This window comes from Sphingomonas sanguinis (assembly GCF_001476905.1).
In the GTDB taxonomy this organism is placed as follows: domain Bacteria; phylum Pseudomonadota; class Alphaproteobacteria; order Sphingomonadales; family Sphingomonadaceae; genus Sphingomonas; species Sphingomonas sanguinis_B.
Map to the genome: position 1 here is coordinate 1 of NZ_LDTE01000012.1, position 17,662 is coordinate 17,662.

Sequence of the window (17,662 nt, forward strand, 5' to 3'; positions counted from 1 at the left end):
GGGAGGGGTTGGGGGAGGGGGCCGCGCTCGCGATCGAAACCCCGCACTAGACCCACTCCCCAACCGCAAACTACACCAAAGCCGCCTTCACCAACCCGCTGGCCTTGCTCATATCCAGCACCGCCGCATGCCGCGCCTTCAGCTCGGCCATGACGCGCCCCATGTCCTTCATGCCGCTCGCCCCGATCTCCGCCTTGATCGCTTCGATCGCAGCCTTCGTTTCGTCCTCGGTCAGCGTCTGCGGCAGGAAGCGCTCGATCACCGCGACCTCGGCCTTTTCGACGTCGGCCAGTTCCTGGCGGCCGCCCTGTTCGTACATGGCGATCGACTCGCGGCGCTGCTTGACCATCTTTTGCAGCACTTCGATCACGACCATGTCGTCATCGGCGGGTGCGTCGCCGGTGCGGAGTTCGATGTCGCGGTTCTTGATGGCGGCCTGGATCAGGCTGATCGCCGCGCGGCTTTCCTTGTCGCCCGCTTTCATGGCGGCCACCTGCGCGGCCTTGATGTCGTCGCGAATCATGTTTTTTCCGTCTTGTCTGAAAGGCGGGGACGATAGCCGATGGAACCAATTCCGTGAACCGGTTGACGCGAACGCCCGATGGGCCTAGCGGACGCCACTTAGCGACATTGCAGACATTTTAGCAGGAGTGCCCGCCGATCATGGCCGACGCCAAGCCATTCGCCATGCCCGAAAAGCCTGAAGGCGCCACGGGCGTTCTCGTTCTGGCGAACGGAGACGTGTTATGGGGGCGCGGTTTCGGCGTCGAGGGTGATGCCGTCGGAGAGGTGTGCTTCCACACCGCGATGACCGGCTATCAGGAGATCATGACCGATCCGTCCTTCGCGGGCCAGATCATCACCTTCACCTTCCCGCATATCGGCAATGTGGGGGCGAACCCCGACGATATCGAGGCGGACGCGCCGCACGCGCTGGGCATGATCGTCCGCGAGGACCCGACTGCCCCGTCCAATTTCCGCGCGATGGAGAACCTGGCCGGATGGATGGCGCGGCACAACCGCATCGGCCTGGCGGGCATCGACACCCGCGCGCTGACCCGCCGTATCCGCGCCGCCGGAGCGCCCAACGGCGTGATCGCGCATTCGGCCGCCGGCGAGTTCGACATCGCCGCACTGCTGGAAAAGGCGCGCGCCTGGCCGGGGCTGGAGGGCATGGACCTCGCCAAGGACGTGTCGACCGAGCTGCATTATGGCTGGGGCGAGACGCGCGAAGGCGGGTTGTGGCGGCTGGGCTTCGGCTATGCCGGGGCCGAGGGGCAGGATCGCCCGCACGTCGTCGCGATCGATTATGGCAGCAAGCACAACATCTTCCGCAACCTGGTTCAGGCCGGTGCGAAGGTGTCGGTGGTCCCCGCCACCGCGTCCTATGAGGACGTGATGGCGCTGAACCCGGACGGCATCTTCCTGTCCAACGGTCCCGGCGATCCGGCGGCGACGGGCGAATATGCGGTGCCGGTGATCCGCCAGCTGCTCGACACCGGCAAGCCGCTGTTCGGCATCTGCCTGGGCCACCAGCTGCTCGGTCTGGCTGTCGGCGCCAAGACCACCAAGATGCACCAAGGCCACCGCGGCGCGAACCACCCGGTCAAGCGCCTGTCGGACGGTCTGGTCGAGATCACCAGCATGAACCACGGCTTCGCGGTCGAGCGCGAGACGCTGCCCGCGAACGCGCGCGAGACGCATGTGTCGCTGTTCGACGGGTCGAATGCGGGTCTGGAACTGACCGACCGCCCGGCCTTCTCGGTCCAGTACCACCCCGAAGCCTCGCCGGGGCCGCAGGACAGCTTCTATCTGTTCGAGCGGTTCGTGGGGGCGCTGAAGTAAGCCGGATGAATGGATCTGATTACATTCTGGCGGCAATCTTGCGCGACATTCGGGCGGATGATGAATCGCCGTTTATTTCGGTGAGGAAGCCCGGTGAATTTCGGATTGCATTTAGTCGTGCATATAAGCAAGTTCCGAGTGCTGCCTATATGGATGAGGTGATTGAGTATCTCATCGCAAATAACGTAATTTCGATAATAAGCGATCCATTCGCTTCAGATTATTTTCATTGGAATAGATCTCAGGCTCATCACCTTTTCGTAAATTTGATGGGTGATGTAAAAGGCCCTTATTCCAAGGCTGACAAACTCGGTAAGCCTTGGATGGCAGAAGTTCTTGCCAATATAAAAAATTCCTATCCTGATGTATCGTATCTTCTCAAGAATCAGGTGGCGCCCGCTTCCGACAGAGTTGTCCAATTTGACCATAATTCTCCAGAAGCGGCGGAGATTGCCGATAAATTTGCCGATGTCAAAGAGTACGTAAGGGGGGTGAATCTTCCGGGCGTCGATGAGCAAGAACGCCATCGTGTGCTAAGTGCTCTCGACGTCGCTGAGACGCTTTGGTCAACCGGCAATCTAAAGTTACTGCAGGTGAAAGTCGGCGTCTTAATGGCGGTCGAAGATGCATCGCGTCTTCTGGCTGAAACTGCCAAACAAGTAGCCGTGTCTCTGCTGATCGACGCCATAAAGGCATTCGTTAAAACCCATTTTCACGCCGATTTGGATAAATTGTAATGCCAAAACGCACTGACATCTCCTCCATCCTCGTCATCGGCGCGGGGCCCATCGTCATCGGCCAGGCGTGCGAGTTCGACTATTCGGGCACGCAGGCAATCAAGGCCTTGAAGGAAGAGGGCTATCGCATCGTCCTGGTCAATTCGAACCCGGCGACGATCATGACGGACCCTGAGTTGGCCGACGCGACCTATGTCGAGCCGATCACGCCCGCCGTCGTCGCCAAGATCATCGAGAAGGAGCGCCCCGACGCGGTCCTGCCGACCATGGGCGGCCAGACCGCGCTGAACACCGCGCTGGCGCTATTCCATGACGGCACGCTGGAAAAGTTCGGCGTCCAGATGATCGGCGCCGATGCCGAGGCGATCGACAAGGCCGAGGACCGTCAGAAGTTCAAGGCGGCGATGGAGAAGATCGGGCTGGAATCGGCCCGCTCCGCGATCGCCCATTCCGAGAAGGAAGCGCTGGAGGGCCTGGAGAAGGTCGGCCTGCCCGCGATCATCCGTCCCAGCTTCACGCTGGGCGGCACCGGCGGCGGCGTCGCGTATAATCGCGAGGAGTTCATCGCGATCGTCCGCGCCGGACTCGACGCCTCGCCGACGACCGAGGTGCTGATCGAGGAATCGCTCCTCGGTTGGAAGGAATATGAGATGGAGGTCGTGCGCGATCGCAACGACAATTCCATCATCATCTGCTCGATCGAGAATATCGATCCGATGGGCGTCCACACCGGCGACTCGATCACCGTCGCGCCCGCGCTAACCCTGACCGACAAGGAATATCAGATCATGCGCAACGCCAGCCTGGCGGTGCTGCGTGAGATCGGCGTGGAGACGGGCGGCTCGAACGTGCAGTTCGCGGTCAATCCCAAGGACGGCCGCCTGATCGTCATCGAGATGAACCCGCGCGTGTCGCGCTCCTCCGCGCTGGCGTCGAAGGCGACCGGCTTCCCGATCGCCAAGGTCGCGGCCAAGCTGGCGGTCGGCTATACGCTGGATGAGATCGAGAACGACATCACCGGCGCGACCCCGGCCTCGTTCGAGCCGACGATCGACTATGTCGTCACCAAGATCCCGCGCTTCGCCTTCGAGAAGTTCAAGGGCTCTGAACCCGTCCTGTCGACCGCGATGAAGTCGGTCGGCGAGGTCATGGCGATCGGCCGCAACATCCACGAGTCCATGCAGAAGGCGCTGCGCGGCCTGGAGACGGGTCTCAGCGGCTTCAACGATGTCGAGCATCTGGTCGGCGCGCCCCGTGCCGAGATCGAGGCGGCGCTGGCCAAGGCGACCCCGGACCGGCTGCTGGTCGCGGCGCAGGCGCTGCGCGAGGGCTTCACCGTCGCCGAAGTCCATGCGATCGCGAAGTACGATCCCTGGTTCCTGGAGCGGATCGCCGAGATCGTCGCGGCCGAGGCGGAAGTCATGGAAAACGGCCTGCCGCAGGATGCGGCCGGTATGCGCCGCCTGAAGGCGATGGGCTTCTCCGACAAGCGGCTGGCCTATCTGGCGCTCCAGTCGGCCAATCTGCGTGGCATGGATCGCGGCATCGCACGCGGCTCGGGCCTGATCCACGAGGTCGTCAAGATGATGACCGGCGGCGTCACCGAGCAGGAGGTGCGCGAGCATCGCCAGAAGCTGGGCGTGCGTCCGGTGTTCAAGCGGATCGACACCTGCGCGGCCGAGTTCGACGCCAAGACGCCGTACATGTACTCGACCTATGAAGCCCCGACCTTCGGCGAGCCCGAGGACGAGGCGGTCCCCAGCGACCGCAAGAAGATCGTGATCCTGGGCGGCGGTCCGAACCGGATCGGGCAGGGCATCGAGTTCGACTATTGCTGCTGCCACGCCTGCTTCGCGCTGGCGGATGCGGGCTATGAGACGATCATGGTCAACTGCAACCCGGAAACGGTCAGCACTGACTATGACACCTCGGACCGGCTGTATTTCGAGCCGCTGACCGCCGAGGACGTTCTCGCCATTCTCGACGTCGAGAAGTCGAAGGGCGAGCTGGTCGGCGTGATCGTGCAGTTCGGCGGCCAGACCCCGCTGAACCTCGCCCGAGCGCTGGAATCGGCCGGTATCCCGATCCTGGGTACCAGCCCCGATGCGATCGACCTGGCCGAGGACCGCGAGCAGTTCGCCGCACTCGTCGACAAGCTGAAGCTGCACCAGCCCAAGAACGGCATCGCGCGCAGCCGTGAGGAAGCGCTGATCGTTGCCGAGCGCGTCGGCTATCCGGTGCTGATGCGCCCCAGCTTCGTCCTGGGCGGTCGCGCGATGGAGATCGTCGACGGCCCGCAGCAGCTGGAGGATTATATCCAGACGGCGGTGCAGGTGTCGGGCGACGCCCCGGTCCTGATCGACCAGTATCTGCGGGACGCGATCGAGGTGGACGTGGACGCGATCTGCGACGGCGACCAGGTCGTCGTGGCGGGTGTGCTCCAGCATATCGAGGAAGCGGGCGTCCATTCGGGCGACTCCGCCTGCTCGCTGCCGCCCTACAGCCTGTCGGCCGAGATCATCGCCGAGATCGAGCGTCAGGCGGAAGCGCTCGCGCGCGGCCTCAACGTCCGCGGCCTGATGAACATCCAGTTCGCGGTGAAGGACGGCACGGTCTACCTCATCGAGGTCAACCCCCGCGCCAGCCGCACCGTGCCCTTCGTCGCCAAGGCGATCGGCACGCCCATCGCCAAGATCGCCGCGCGTGTCATGGCGGGCGAGAAGCTCGCTGATCTGCCGCCCATCGATCGCCACATCGATTATTACGCGGTCAAGGAAGCGGTCTTCCCCTTCGCGCGCTTCCCCGGCGTCGATCCGGTGCTATCGCCGGAGATGAAGTCGACCGGCGAAGTCATGGGCATCGACCCCGACTTCACCACCGCCTTCGCCAAGTCGCAGCTGGGGGCGGGCACCGTCCTGCCGACCGAAGGCGCGGTCTTCATCAGCGTGAAGGACGGCGACAAGGAACAGATCGTTCCCGCCGCCCGGATGCTGTCGGAGGCAGGCTTCGCCATCGTCGCGACCGGCGGCACCGCCGATTATCTCGATCGGGCCGGTGTGACGGTCGAGAAGATCAACAAGGTGGCGCAGGGACGGCCCCATATCGTCGACCGGATCAAGGACGGCGGCATCACCCTGATCTTCAACACGACCGAGGGGTGGCAGAGCCTGAAGGACTCCAAGCCGATCCGCGAAGCCGCGCTCGGTCAGAAGATTCCCTACTTCACCACGGCGCCCGCCAGCGTCGAGGCGGCGAAGGCGATTGCGGCCGCTGGCAGCCGTGGTCTTGAAGTACGTCCCCTGCAATCCTACTATTCGCGTTCGCACAACTGATCCCGACATGAGAACATGATGTGCTGGCGGGCCGCTCGTCCCTTTGGGGAGGGCGGTCCGTACCGGGAATGCGTAAGAATTGGGGACTAGGAATATGGCGACCGTCGAAAAGATGCCGATGCTCCAGGAGGGCTATGACAAGCTCACCCAGGACCTGCGGCGTCTGAAAGAAGAGCGGCCGCTGATCGTCGACGCGATCGAGGAAGCGCGCGCTCATGGCGACCTGTCCGAAAACGCCGAATATCATGCGGCCAAGGAACGGCAGGGCCAGGTCGAGGCGACGATCGCCGACATCGAGGACAAGCTGAGCCGTGCGCAGATCATCGACCCGAAGGATCTGTCGGGCGACAAGATCGTGTTCGGTGCGACCGTCACGCTGCTCGACGAGGATGACAAGCCGGTCAAGTATCAGATCGTCGGCCAGACCGAGGCAGACGCCAAGACCGGTCGCATCAGCTACAACTCGCCGCTCGGCCGTGCGCTGATCGGGCGCAAGCTGGACGAAGAGGTCGAGGTGACGGTGCCGTCGGGCGACCGCTATTACGTCGTCAGCAAGATCGAGTTCATCTGATCCGATGGACTGGACAGCGGCACGGGCGACCACGGCCATCGCGGCCGTCACGGCGGCCGTGTCGCTGGCCCTGATCGTCACCGGCATGGTGCCGGATGCAGCGGTTGCGGGCGGTTTCATCCCGCTGCGCTTCGAGGGGGCGGCCTTGCCCCCCGATTTCGGCTTTGCGGTGCCAACCATCCTGACGCCGCTGACCGCGACGCTGATCCATGGCGGCTTTGCGCATATCGCGTTCAACCTGGTGATGCTGGTCTATTGCGGCGCGCAGACCGAGCGGGCGCTGGGGCCGCGCGGGATCGCGATCCTGTACGTGGTGGGCGCCTATGCCGCCGCGCTGGCGCAATATTTTCCCGATCCTGCCTCGCCCATGCCGATGATCGGCGCGAGCGGCGCGATTTCCGCGATCGTCGGGGCCTATGCGCTGCTCTTCGGGCGGCGGCGGGCGACCAAGGGCGTCGCCGGGCTGTCGGCCGAGTTCACCCATGTCCTGTGGCTGGCGGCGGGCTGGATCGGTATCCAGCTGCTGATCGGCTATGCCGGGATGGGCATGGGCGCGATTGCCGTCGCCGCGCATATCGGCGGCTTCATCGCCGGGCTGGTCTTTGCCCGCCCGCTTCTCCTGTGGCGTTATCGTAACGCTTAAGGGGGGCGTAATGCCCGAGCTTCGTTCGATCCGGGCGAGGTCGAAGGCTATATCCCGACCTCGCCCAGTATCCGGCTCAGCCCAGCGTCGGCTCCAGCAGGCGGTGCAGGTGCACCACCACGAACCGCATCTCGGCATCGTCGACGGTCCGCTGTGCCGCGGCGCGCCAGGCCTTTTCGGCGCTGGCATAGTCGGGGAAGATGCCGACCACTTCGAGGGCGGAGGGGTCGACGAAATCGAGAGTCTGCGGATCGCTGACGCGGCCGCCGAACACGAGGTGCAGCTTGCTCATGGTATCTCCTGAGGATTTGCGCTTTCCCCTAGCGACAACAGCGGCGCGATTGAAGACGCTCTTTCGCTATCGCAACGCTTTGTCATAGGGACAGGGGCATGGTGATTGGCAGACGCCGTCCATCCATCCTAGGGATAGCGCCATGACCGATATGCACCATCCCTCTTACGACATCGTTATCGTCGGCACCGGCCATGCCGGGGCGCAGGCGGCCATCGCCCTGCGACAGGAGGGGTTCGACGGCACGATCGCGCTGATCGGCGAAGAGGATTTCCCGCCCTATGAGCGGCCGCCTTTGTCCAAGGAGTATCTGGCCGGAGACAAGCCGTTCGAGCGTATCCTGATCCGGCCCGAGCGTTTCTGGGCGGAGCGCAGCGTGACGCTGCGGCTGGGCGAGCGGATCGTCGCGGTCGATGCGGAGGCGCGGTGCCTGACCAGCGCGAGCGGCACGCTGATCGCCTATGGCACGCTAATCTGGGCGGCGGGCGGCCATGCGCGGCGGTTGAACTGCGACGGCCATGATCTGCGCGGCGTCCATTCCGTGCGGACCCGCGCGGATGTCGACCGGCTGATCGCTGAACTACCCTCGGTCGAGCAGGTGGTGGTGATCGGCGGCGGCTATATCGGGCTGGAGGCGGCCGCCGTGCTGACCAAGTTCGGCAAGGCCGTCACCATCGTCGAGGCGCAGGACCGGGTACTGGCGCGGGTCGCGGGCGAGCCGCTGTCGCGCTTCTATGAGGACGAGCACCGCCAGCATGGCGTCACCGTCCGCCTGAACGACGGCGTGACCTGTATCGAGGGGGAGGGGGCCGTCACCGGTGTGCGGCTGGCCGATGGTGTGGTCCTGCCTGCGCAATTGGTGATCGTCGGTATCGGGATCGTGCCCGCGGTCGCGCCGCTGGTCGCCGCCGGGGCGGCGGGCGAGAATGGCGTGACGGTCGATGCCCAGGGGCGGACCAGTCTGGCCCATGTCTTTGCGATCGGCGACTGTGCCGCCCACGCCAACGCCTTTGCCGACGAAGCGGTGATCCGGCTGGAGTCGGTGCAGAACGCCAACGACCAGGCGACCGTCGTCGCGCGCACGATCATGGGCCGCGACGTGGCCTATCATGCGGTGCCGTGGTTCTGGTCCAATCAATATGACCTGAAGCTACAGACGGTCGGCTTGTCGATCGGCCATGACCGGACCGTGCTGCGCGGCGACCCGGCGACGCGGAGTTTCTCGGTCGTGTATCTGCGAAAGGGGCGGGTGATCTCGCTCGATTGCGTCAATGCGATGCGCGATTTCGTGCAGGGTAAGGCGCTGGTCGCCGATGGCGCGACGATTGCCGAAGACGCGCTGGCCGATACCGACCGGCCGCTTAAGACGTTGTGGCCGCTGACCTGAAATTTTTGTTAAAGAGATGTTGTAACATACCTGGTCGCCGGATATGCGCGCCTCCCACGGGAGAATTGCATGTCCATTCATTTCAAGCCGAGGGGGTTTCGGCTGACGTCCTCATGCCTGGCGCTGGTGCTGGCCGCCACGCCGGCCCTGGCCCAGCAGGCGCAGGGCAGCGATCCGGTGCCGGACGATCACGGCGATATCGTCGTGCTCGGCACCCGGTCGGATCGCGATACCAGCCTGGGGTCCGATCTTCTGACCCGGCGCATGTCGCAGTCGAGCCGTTCGCTGGAGCGCGACCTGCTGGTCGCCAACGGCACCTATCGCCTGTCGGATGCGCTGGAGCTGTTCAGCGGGATCAGCCAGCAGAATAATCGCGGGGGCTTCCTCGACAATTTCGCGATCCGGGGTTTCCTGGGCACGCCCGATGGCGGGGCGGAATATTATATCGACGGCTTTCTCGCCAATCGCGGCCTCGCCCCGCCGCGCGACCCGGCGACGACCGAGCGGATCGAGGTGTTGAAGGGCCCGGCCGGCGCGGTGTTCGGTGACATCGATCCGGCGGGCCGGGTCAATATCGTGTCGAAGACGCCGCGCTTCACCTCGGCGGTCAACGCGACCGTGCTGTACGGATCGTTCAACACGCGGCGTGGCGAGTTGGACGTGACCGGCCCGCTATCCTCGACGCTGGCGGGGCGGATCGTCGTCGCGGCCGAGGACTCGGATGGTTACCGTGACTTCACCAACCCGTCGCGTCGGGTGGTGTCGCCGTCGCTGACCTGGCAGCCGCGTGTCGGCACGAAGCTGACCGCGCTGGCCGAATATACGACTTTCGACTCTGCCTTCGACCGGGGCGTACCCGCAATCCGCGGCGATGCGCTCGCGGTGCCGAGCAACCGTTATTATGGCGAGCCCCGTGACGGGATCACGCGGGCGCGCAACACCCGGTTGCAGCTGACCGGCGAGCAGGCGCTGGGCGGCGAATGGTCGCTGAACGGCGGTGTGGTCTGGCGCTATGCCACGCTGCGCGGCCTGTCGAGCGACCAGTCGCGGCTGGTCGACAACCGCACCCTGTGGCGGCAACGGCGCGAGCGGGGTTACGAGTCCGAGGATCTGGCGGCACGGATCGAGCTGGCCGGGCGCTTCGATGCATGGGGCGTGCATCATCCCAGCATCGGCTTGAAGGGCTATACGCTGCGGTATCTGGAGCTGCTGCGCCGTCGCAATCCCAGTGCGGCGAACCCTTATGCCATCGATGTGTTCGATCCCGTCTATGGCGGGCCGCAGCCGACCCTGCTGCCCTTCCTGAACCAGACGGAGACGCGGGCGTCGGGCGCGATCTATGCGCAGGATATGTGGGACGTCACCGACCGGCTGACCCTGACCGGGGGCGTGCGGTATGACCTGTATCGCCAGCAGCTGCGTCGCAACCTGACGGGTCTGACCACCCGGGCCACGGGCGATCCGGTCAAGTTCCGGGTCGGCGCGCGCTACCGGGTGACCGACACGGTGGCGGTCCACGCCAATTGGGGCGAGTCCTTCCTGCTCAACTCGGGCAGCGGGCGACCGACCGCCAGCGATCCCGAAGGCGCGGCGTTCGGCCCCGAAGAGGCGCGAGGCTATGAACTGGGCGTCGCCGGGCGCTGGCCGGGCGTCAATGTCGCGGCGACCTATTTCAACATCGACAAGCGCGGCATCCTGACCACCGATCCGGTCAACGCCAACTACAATGCGCCGGTCGGATCGTTGAAGAGCCGCGGCGTCGAGCTCGATGCCTCGTTCGACCTTGCCAAGCGGTGGCAGATCGTGGGCAATTACGCCTATATCGATGCGCGCGCGGACGACCGTACCTTCCTGACGCCCGACGTGCTGAACGTCGCCAAGCATTCGGGTACGCTGTTCGCTGTCGGTCGCTATCCGACCGGCTGGGGCACCGAATGGTCGGTTTCGGCGGGGGCGACCTATGTCGGCGACCGGGCAGGGGCGCTCGATGCCAGCGGCCTGCGCTTGCCCGCCTATACCAAGGCCAAGATCGCGGGCGAGATCGGCGTGACACCCGCGCTGACCGTGCGGGCCGAAGCCGACAATCTGTTCGACGTTCATTATGCGATGAGCTCGTACAGCCAGGTCTGGACCTATCCCGGTGCGCCGCGCACCGTTCGGGTGTCGGCGCGCGTCGCTTTCTGAAACAACCGCTTGCATCGCGCCGCCGCACTATGTCAGACTTAATGCAAAGGTTTGCAGGAGAGTCTGATGCGCTGGCGCGACGCAATATGGGCGGGGGTGGCGGTGGCTGCCCTCGCCACGCCGGTCATGGCAAAGGTGACGGCGCCGTCCGGGGCCAGGGTGTTCCGCCTCGATGGCGGCGGCGTTACCTATGCGATGGGCGTGGATGAGAAAGGCTATCTCCAGCCGCTCTATTGGGGATCGGCGCTGGCCGAGGGCGATCCGCTGGTCTCCGGCGATCCCGTCAAGACGGGCGATCCCATCGTCCTGAAGGGACCCGGCGAACTGTCGGGCTTCGATCCCGCCGGGTCGGTCACGCCGCAGGAATTTCCGGGGCAGGGCGAGGGGCTGGTCAGCGAACCGGGCGTGAAGGCGCTGTTTGCCGACGGCAATCGCGATCTGGTCCTCAAATATCGCAGCCACCGGGCGAGCGGCGAGACGCTGACCGTCGAGCTGGCCGATATCCGCCGCCCGCTGTTCGTCACCCTGACCTATACCATCGATCCCGAGACCGGCATCGTCGCGCGTTCGGCCAAGGTACGTAACGGCGATACGAAGCCGGTGCGGTTGGACCAGCTGGCGGCGGCGGTCTTCTCGCTGCCGGTCGGGGATGATTACCGGCTCCACTATCTGACCGGCCGCCACGCCGCCGAATGGACGCAAAAGGTCGTACCCGTCGAGGCGGCGGAAACCGTGCTGGAGAGCCGTCGGGGATCGACCGGCCATGGCAACAACCCCTGGTTCGCGATCGGCCGCGAAGGGCTGACCAGCGAAGTCCACGGACCCGTCTGGTATGGCGCGCTCGCCTGGTCAGGGTCGTTCCGCATCAGCGTGGCGTCGGACAATCTGGGCCGGGTGCGGATCGCGGGCGGCTATAACCCTTACGACTTTTCCTGGACGCTGAAGCCGGGCGAAACGCTGGACACGCCGGTCTTCTATGCGGGCTATTCGGGCGACGGGCTGGGCGGCGCGTCGCGGACCTTCCACCAGTTCGAGGTCGCGCATATCCTGCCGCATGGAACCAAGGCGCGGCTGCGACCGGTCCTTTATAACAGCTGGGAGGCGACCGCTTTCGACGTGACCGAGGCGGGGCAGATGGCGCTGGCGGAAAAGGCCGCGAAGATCGGCGTCGAGCGCTTCGTGGTCGATGACGGCTGGTTCGGCGCGCGCAACAGTGACAAGGCGGGTCTGGGCGACTGGACGGTCAACCCGACCAAATTCCCGAACGGCCTCAAACCCCTGATCGATCGGGTGAAGGGGTTGGGCATGGACTTCGGCCTGTGGGTCGAGCCCGAGATGGTCAATGTCGACAGCGACCTGTACCGCGCGCATCCCGACTGGGTGCTGAACTTCCCCGGACGCCCGCGGACCGAGGGGCGCAACCAGCTGGTCCTGAACCTCGCCCGCACTGACGTGCGCGACCACCTGCTGAGCGTGCTTGACAAGCTGGTCAGCGAGAACGACATCGCCTTCCTCAAATGGGACTATAACCGCAACTGGACCGAGGCGGGCTGGCCCGAGCAGCCGGTCGCCGACCAGCAGCGCGTCTATGTCGATTATGTCCGTAACCTCTATCATATCCTTTCCGAGCTGCGGCGGCGTCATCCGAAGCTGGAGATCGAGGGGTGCTCGGGCGGCGGCGGTCGCGTCGACTTGGGGATCATCGGGCTGACCGACGAGGTCTGGCCGTCGGACAATACCGACCCCGCCGACCGGCTGACCATCCAGGACGGCTTTACCCGCGCCTATCCGGTCGCCGTCATGATGGCCTGGGTCACCGACAGTCCCAATTGGGCGAACACCCGCGTAACCAGCCTGGACTATCGTTTCCTGTCGTCGATGCAGGGCGGTCTGGGGATTGGTGCCAACCTTGACAAATGGGGCGATGCCGACTTCGCCACCGCGCGCAAATGGGTGGCGGCCTATAAGACGATCCGCGAGACGGTGCAGCGCGGTGCGCTCTATCGGCTGGAGTCGCCGACGGGCGACAATGCCACCGCGGCGACCATGTATGTCGGGCAGGACAAGAGGCAGGCGGTGCTGTTCCAGATGCTGCATTCCTCGATGTGGCGCGACAATCCCGCAGCCATCCACGCCCAGGGGCTGGACCCCGCGCGGACCTATGCGGTCAGGATGCTCGACGGATCGGCGCGGCCTGCGGGCGTGCCTGCCCAAGCGTCCGGCGCCTATTGGATGAACCGGGGGCTGCGCGCGCCGTTGAAAGGCGATTATGTCGGGGCCGCGTTCGTTTTCGAGGCGACGAACTGAACGGCGGGGCGGCTGGATATGAAGGTTGCGGGATATGGCGTGGCGCTGGGCGTGATTCTGGCCGGATGCGCCACCACACCCAAAGAGAAGCCGCTCCTCACCAACCGCGCGCTCGCCCGGGCGGCGGCGAAATGCCATGTGAAGTCGCTGGGCGTGCATTATTCGCGGACGGGCAAGCTGCCCTATGGCGACTATTTGATCCCGGCATCGGAAATCGACGCCGACGGACCCGACGCGCGCCCCAGCACGACCTGTATGTTCGCTGCGCTGAAGGGGTATCGCCGGGATTATCTGGGCCAGGTCGAACACGAACCCGCCGCCCGCCCCGCGCGATAATATGCCATGCCCTTGACGAAAGGGGTGGCGGACGACGACCATCGGCGACCGAGGGGGAGAGTGTCGATGATGGGCGGTAAGAAGGTAATAGGGGCAGCGATGCTGCTGGCGGCGTGTGGGCAGCCGACTGTCCATCGTACGACCGAAAAGCTCAGCACCTTCGACGTGCAGGAGCCGCCGGCGGAAGCCGCGCCACCGTCCCCCGCCGGACGGCAGATCGCCTATGATTATACCGTCACCTATGCCTTTGATCGGCCCGTCGTGGCGCAGGTGCAGGGCGCGCAACTCGCCTTGTGCCGCAAGCTGGGGGCCGCGCGCTGTATGGTCGTTCGGTCGACCCTTCATACGCCGGGACCCGAGGAGCATGTCTCCAGCGACGAGGCGCTGCTGCTGGTCGATGCGCGGCTGGCCACCGGGATCAACCAGCGCCTCGACGCGCTGGCGAGCGAAGGTGGCGCGCGCCTTTCCGAGCGCGCCTCGACGGCAGAGGATGTCACCCGCCGCGTGATCGACGCGGACGCCAAGGTCCGCGCCAAGCAGGCGCTGGCCGAACGGTTGCTGGCGATCATCGGGTCCGGCAAGGGCAATGTCGGCGAACTGGTCCAGGCCGAGCGCGCCTATGCCACCACGCAGGAGGAACTGGATGCGGCGCGCCAGGAACGCGCGGGGCTCGCCCAGCGGGTCGCCATGTCGTCGGTGACGATCAGCTATGTCTATAAGGACCGGGCGGACGACCAGTCGGCGATCGGCGCGAGCCTGCGCTCGGCTGGCGAGACGCTGAGCAACAGTCTGGCGGCGCTGATCACGGCGGTGGTCGCGGCGTTTCCCTGGCTGATCCTGGGGGGCGGCGTGTTGGCGGGCCTGCGCTGGGTCGCGCGCAGGCGGGGCTGGCGTCGGCCATGGCGAAGGAAGGTTACGGACCCGGACGAATGACCCAGGCATGATGCTCGACCCGCGAGATTGAAGGCGGATTCGTTGTCGGTTACGATCCGCCCGTTCGCCGGGAGGGTTCATGTTCGACGTTCAGCAGGCCGAAGTCGCCACCTCGTCGCTGCCCGCACCGATTGCGGGTCCCGTGATGGTGCTTCCCCGGTCATGCCCCGCCCCGACGACGACCGGTGAAGTCGTCGTCTGCGGACGGAAGGACGATCGGTCGTTGAGGTTAGGCCCGATGCCCGACCCGCCGCCTGCCGACAGATTGCTGTCCCGTCCGCTCCGTTTCCAGCTTGCCCCAGGTATTTCCTTCGGTTTTCAGAGGGGCGGCGGCTTCGGACTGAGGACCGAGTTCGGGCCCGGCCGGAAAAGCGGCGAATAGCGGCAGGGCAGGACGGTGGAGACGCGTGTGACCAAGCAGGCCTATGTCGAAGGGCGGCCGGTCGATCGACATGGGGTGCAGCGGGCGATCCGGTGGCTGGGGCGGCGTCTGGAGCTGCGGTCGTTCAGCCTGCTGCCCGAGCATTGGAACTATGCGGAGGGGCTGCGTGCGGCGCTGGCCGTGGGGCTGCCGCTGGTCCTGGCGATCGTGACGGGCCAGAGCCTTTGGGGGTGGGCGGTCTATGCCGCCTTCTGGACATGCCTGTGCGATGCGCCGGGGCCGAACCGGCTGCGTCGCCGCCTGCTGGCCGTGTTCGTGGTCGGTGGCGCGCTCGTCGCCTTGGTCGGATCGTGGCTGGCGTCGTTCGTGCCGCATGGCGCGATGGTGATCGGCCCGTTGCTGGTCTTCGTCGTGACCGCGCTGGCCGGGCGGTTGAAGTTCGGGGGGCTGGTCGGCACCCTGTCGGCGGTCGTCGCGGTCGTGGCAGTGGGTTTTCCGCACGACCTTGACCAAGCGTCACTGCTGGCCAGCGCCTTTTTCGCAGGGGCAGTGTGGAGCTATCTGCTCATCACGTTCCTGTGGCGGATCGACGCCTTCGATCCGCTGCGTCGCGCCAGCCGGGCGGTGAGCGCGCGGCTGCTCGACATGGCCGATGAACTGGCCGCCCTGCGCGAGGCCGCACACCGCGACGCGCAGTGGCATAGCGATCACGCTGAGCATCGCCGCGCCGTCCGCCTGGCGATCGAACGGTTTCGCGATGTCCTGACCCGCTATGACGGAGAGACGGGTCCCGAGCGGACGGCGCGGCGCGAACTGGTAGCGGCGGAGACGATGTTCGGCGCGCTGCTGGCGCTCGACCAGGCGTGCATCGATCGCTGGGGATCGGTCGAGGATCGATCGGCGGTGGCGGAGGCTTGTCGCTTGGCAGTGGCGAGCTGGTTCGTGGCCGGAGGGCAGGAGACGGCGGCGATGGCGGAGGCGCGGACTGTCCTGCAGCGGCTCTGCGCGGATATGCCGCAACCGCTGTTCCGGGGATGTGCGGCCGCATTCGGAAATGCGCTCGATATCCTAGCCGGTCGCCGCGAGCCGCCGGTCGTCGCGCTTTCCGAGGACGCTTGGTCGCCCCGCGCGTCTTCGCTGGCGATGATCCAGCAGGGGTTGCGCCAAGCCGGGGGGCTGGTCGCGGTCTATTATGTGGTGGCGGTGTTCGGGCTCGGTTATCCCTATTGGGCGGCGATGGCGGTGATCGTCGTGTTACAGGGGGACGTGCGCGTCACCTGGTCGCGCGGGCTGGAGCGTATCCTGGGCAGCCTGCTGGGCGGGGCCATGGCGCTGGCGTTCCCGCTGCTGGGCGGCGGGCCGATCGTGCCTGCGCTGGGGGCAGTGGCGCTGGCAGCGCTTACCATGGCGCTGCGATCGGTCAATTACACCATCTTCGTCATGTTCCTGACGATGCTGTTCGTGCTCGTGACCGACATGCTCCACCCCGGCCTTGGCATCGCATCGGCGCGGATCGTCGACAATGTGGCGGGCAGTGTCGCGGCGTTGCTGGCGGTCTTTGCCTTTCGCCCCGATTTCGGTCCGCCCTTGCCCAAGCGGATCGAGGCGGGGATCGCGGCCCATCGCCATTACGGCGAGGCGGTGGAAAGCGGACAGTCGATCGACGTCATCGAAGCCGCGCGCCGCGCCGCCGGACGCGCCAGCGTGGATGCGGAGATCGCCTCGCACGACCTGGGCGGCTGGCTGCACCGCCTGACCCACCGCCGCGCCGATTTCGCGGGGTTACAGGAGATGCGTCATCTGGCCGGACGCGCCGCCATGATGTGGCACGGTAAATTGGGCGAGGGGCGTTCGGCCGCTTAGGTCCGATAGGCCACGGAGATCACCGCGCCAGCGCGCGTTCGGTGTCTTCGCGGGCCTGGTCGACCAGCACGATCGTCGCGGCACGTGCGGCGGCGGCGTCCGAGTCCGCAATGGCGGCGAACAGTTGGCGATGCTCGGGCATGGAGTCGCGGGGCAGCTTGGTGCTGCGATGCTTGTAGAGCGTGGTCCAGTGGACCGCCGCGCCGATGCTGCCCGACAGGCTGACCAGCAGTTCGTTGCCCGTCGCCTCCAGGATGATGTTGTGGAACAGCTGGTCGGCGGCGCGGCCCTGCTCGGTATGCAGGCCATGGTCGGCCATCGCCTCCAGCGCGGCCCCCATGCGCGACAGCTGGCGCGTGTCGCGCTTGACCGCAGCCAGCTCGGCGGCGGCGGGCTCGACGATCAGGCGCAACTGGAACAGGCTCTGGACGAAACCGGCGGGCGGCTCCCCCTCGAACATCCAGGCGAGCAGTTCGGGGTCGAGCAAATTCCATTCATGCCGTTCACGCACCCGCGTGCCCGCCTTCGGCTTGCTGACCACCAGCCCCTTGGCCGACAGCATCCGAAGCGCCTCGCGCACGACCGAGCGGGACAGGCCGCGCTGTTCGGCGATATCGACCTCGCCCGGCAGGGTCGAGCCGGTGGGTATCCGTCCGGTCACGATGGCGACACCGATGTCCCGCGCCAAAGCGCTATGAGCGGGTCCGCGTCGCTGCAAGGTCGTCACTCGGTGGGTTCCTCCCCGATGGCCGGGGCAGTTGCCCCATCCTGTTTGTCAGACCTTTCTATGGACGCTCGCGCAGAAAGGAAAGTGTAGCGATACCGGACCACCCGCTTGCACCCATAATGA

General features: G+C 65.8%; 14 protein-coding genes. 11 read left to right on the top strand and 3 right to left on the bottom strand.

Going from position 1 to position 17,662, the window contains the following annotated elements; all coding sequences use genetic code 11:
- Positions 1-70 precede the first annotated feature (70 nt).
- A complete protein-coding gene (locus tag SB4_RS03305) occupies positions 71-523 on the bottom strand; it encodes a GatB/YqeY domain-containing protein (RefSeq protein WP_058751407.1) in 453 nt (150 codons plus the stop codon).
- A 140-nt stretch (positions 524-663) separates the two neighbouring features.
- On the opposite strand from SB4_RS03305, the gene carA reads away from it, so the two are divergent.
- From carA to SB4_RS03335, 5 genes are all read left to right on the top strand, one after another.
- A complete protein-coding gene (carA, locus tag SB4_RS03310; protein WP_058751408.1) occupies positions 664-1,845 on the top strand; it encodes a glutamine-hydrolyzing carbamoyl-phosphate synthase small subunit in 1,182 nt (393 codons plus the stop codon).
- 5 nt (positions 1,846-1,850) lie between these two features.
- Positions 1,851-2,582, top strand: coding sequence for a hypothetical protein (locus tag SB4_RS19430; protein ID WP_153006041.1), 732 nt, complete (start codon positions 1,851-1,853; stop codon positions 2,580-2,582).
- Entirely contained in the window at positions 2,582-5,914 is a 3,333-nt protein-coding gene (gene carB / locus SB4_RS03325) for a carbamoyl-phosphate synthase large subunit (RefSeq protein ID WP_058751411.1), read from the top strand. The genes SB4_RS19430 and carB overlap by 1 nt, the downstream gene beginning before the upstream one ends.
- Before the next feature lie 94 nt (positions 5,915-6,008).
- Positions 6,009-6,485, top strand: coding sequence for a transcription elongation factor GreA (gene greA / locus SB4_RS03330; RefSeq protein ID WP_042483476.1), 477 nt, complete (start codon positions 6,009-6,011; stop codon positions 6,483-6,485).
- Positions 6,486-6,489: 4 nt separating this feature from the next.
- The gene (locus tag SB4_RS03335) at positions 6,490-7,128 is read left to right on the top strand and encodes a rhomboid family intramembrane serine protease (protein WP_058733520.1); all 639 of its coding nucleotides are present in this window, start codon (positions 6,490-6,492) and stop codon (positions 7,126-7,128) included.
- 76 nt (positions 7,129-7,204) lie between these two features.
- Here the strand turns inward: SB4_RS03335 and SB4_RS03340 are convergent, their stop codons facing one another.
- Complete coding sequence (locus SB4_RS03340) at positions 7,205-7,420, bottom strand: DUF4170 domain-containing protein (RefSeq protein ID WP_058716478.1); 216 nt, start codon at positions 7,418-7,420, stop codon at positions 7,205-7,207.
- Between the two features lie 142 nt (positions 7,421-7,562).
- Between SB4_RS03340 and SB4_RS03345 the strand changes: the two genes are divergently transcribed.
- The 6 genes from SB4_RS03345 to SB4_RS03370 all read left to right on the top strand — a co-directional run bounded on the left by SB4_RS03345 (position 7,563) and on the right by SB4_RS03370 (position 16,812).
- A complete protein-coding gene (locus tag SB4_RS03345) occupies positions 7,563-8,807 on the top strand; it encodes an NAD(P)/FAD-dependent oxidoreductase (protein WP_058751412.1) in 1,245 nt (414 codons plus the stop codon).
- A 69-nt stretch (positions 8,808-8,876) separates the two neighbouring features.
- Complete coding sequence (locus tag SB4_RS03350) at positions 8,877-10,991, top strand: TonB-dependent siderophore receptor (protein WP_058751413.1); 2,115 nt, start codon at positions 8,877-8,879, stop codon at positions 10,989-10,991.
- A 66-nt stretch (positions 10,992-11,057) separates the two neighbouring features.
- Positions 11,058-13,298: an alpha-galactosidase gene (locus SB4_RS03355; RefSeq protein ID WP_082669931.1), complete on the top strand. Its 2,241-nt coding sequence runs from the start codon at positions 11,058-11,060 to the stop codon at positions 13,296-13,298.
- An 18-nt stretch (positions 13,299-13,316) separates the two neighbouring features.
- Positions 13,317-13,634 (top strand): hypothetical protein, encoded by a 318-nt coding sequence (locus SB4_RS03360; RefSeq protein ID WP_058751414.1) that lies wholly within the window; start codon positions 13,317-13,319, stop codon positions 13,632-13,634.
- 66 nt (positions 13,635-13,700) lie between these two features.
- Positions 13,701-14,567 carry a DUF4349 domain-containing protein gene (locus tag SB4_RS03365; RefSeq protein ID WP_193753725.1) on the top strand — a complete coding sequence of 289 codons (867 nt, stop codon included), beginning with the start codon at positions 13,701-13,703 and terminating at the stop codon, positions 14,565-14,567.
- Between the two features lie 397 nt (positions 14,568-14,964).
- On the top strand, positions 14,965-16,812 hold the full coding sequence (locus SB4_RS03370) for an FUSC family protein (protein ID WP_058751416.1): 1,848 nt from the start codon (positions 14,965-14,967) through the stop codon (positions 16,810-16,812).
- Between the two features lie 19 nt (positions 16,813-16,831).
- Here the strand turns inward: SB4_RS03370 and SB4_RS03375 are convergent, their stop codons facing one another.
- The gene (locus SB4_RS03375; RefSeq protein ID WP_058716484.1) at positions 16,832-17,539 is read right to left on the bottom strand and encodes a FadR/GntR family transcriptional regulator; all 708 of its coding nucleotides are present in this window, start codon (positions 17,537-17,539) and stop codon (positions 16,832-16,834) included.
- Positions 17,540-17,662 lie beyond the last annotated feature (123 nt).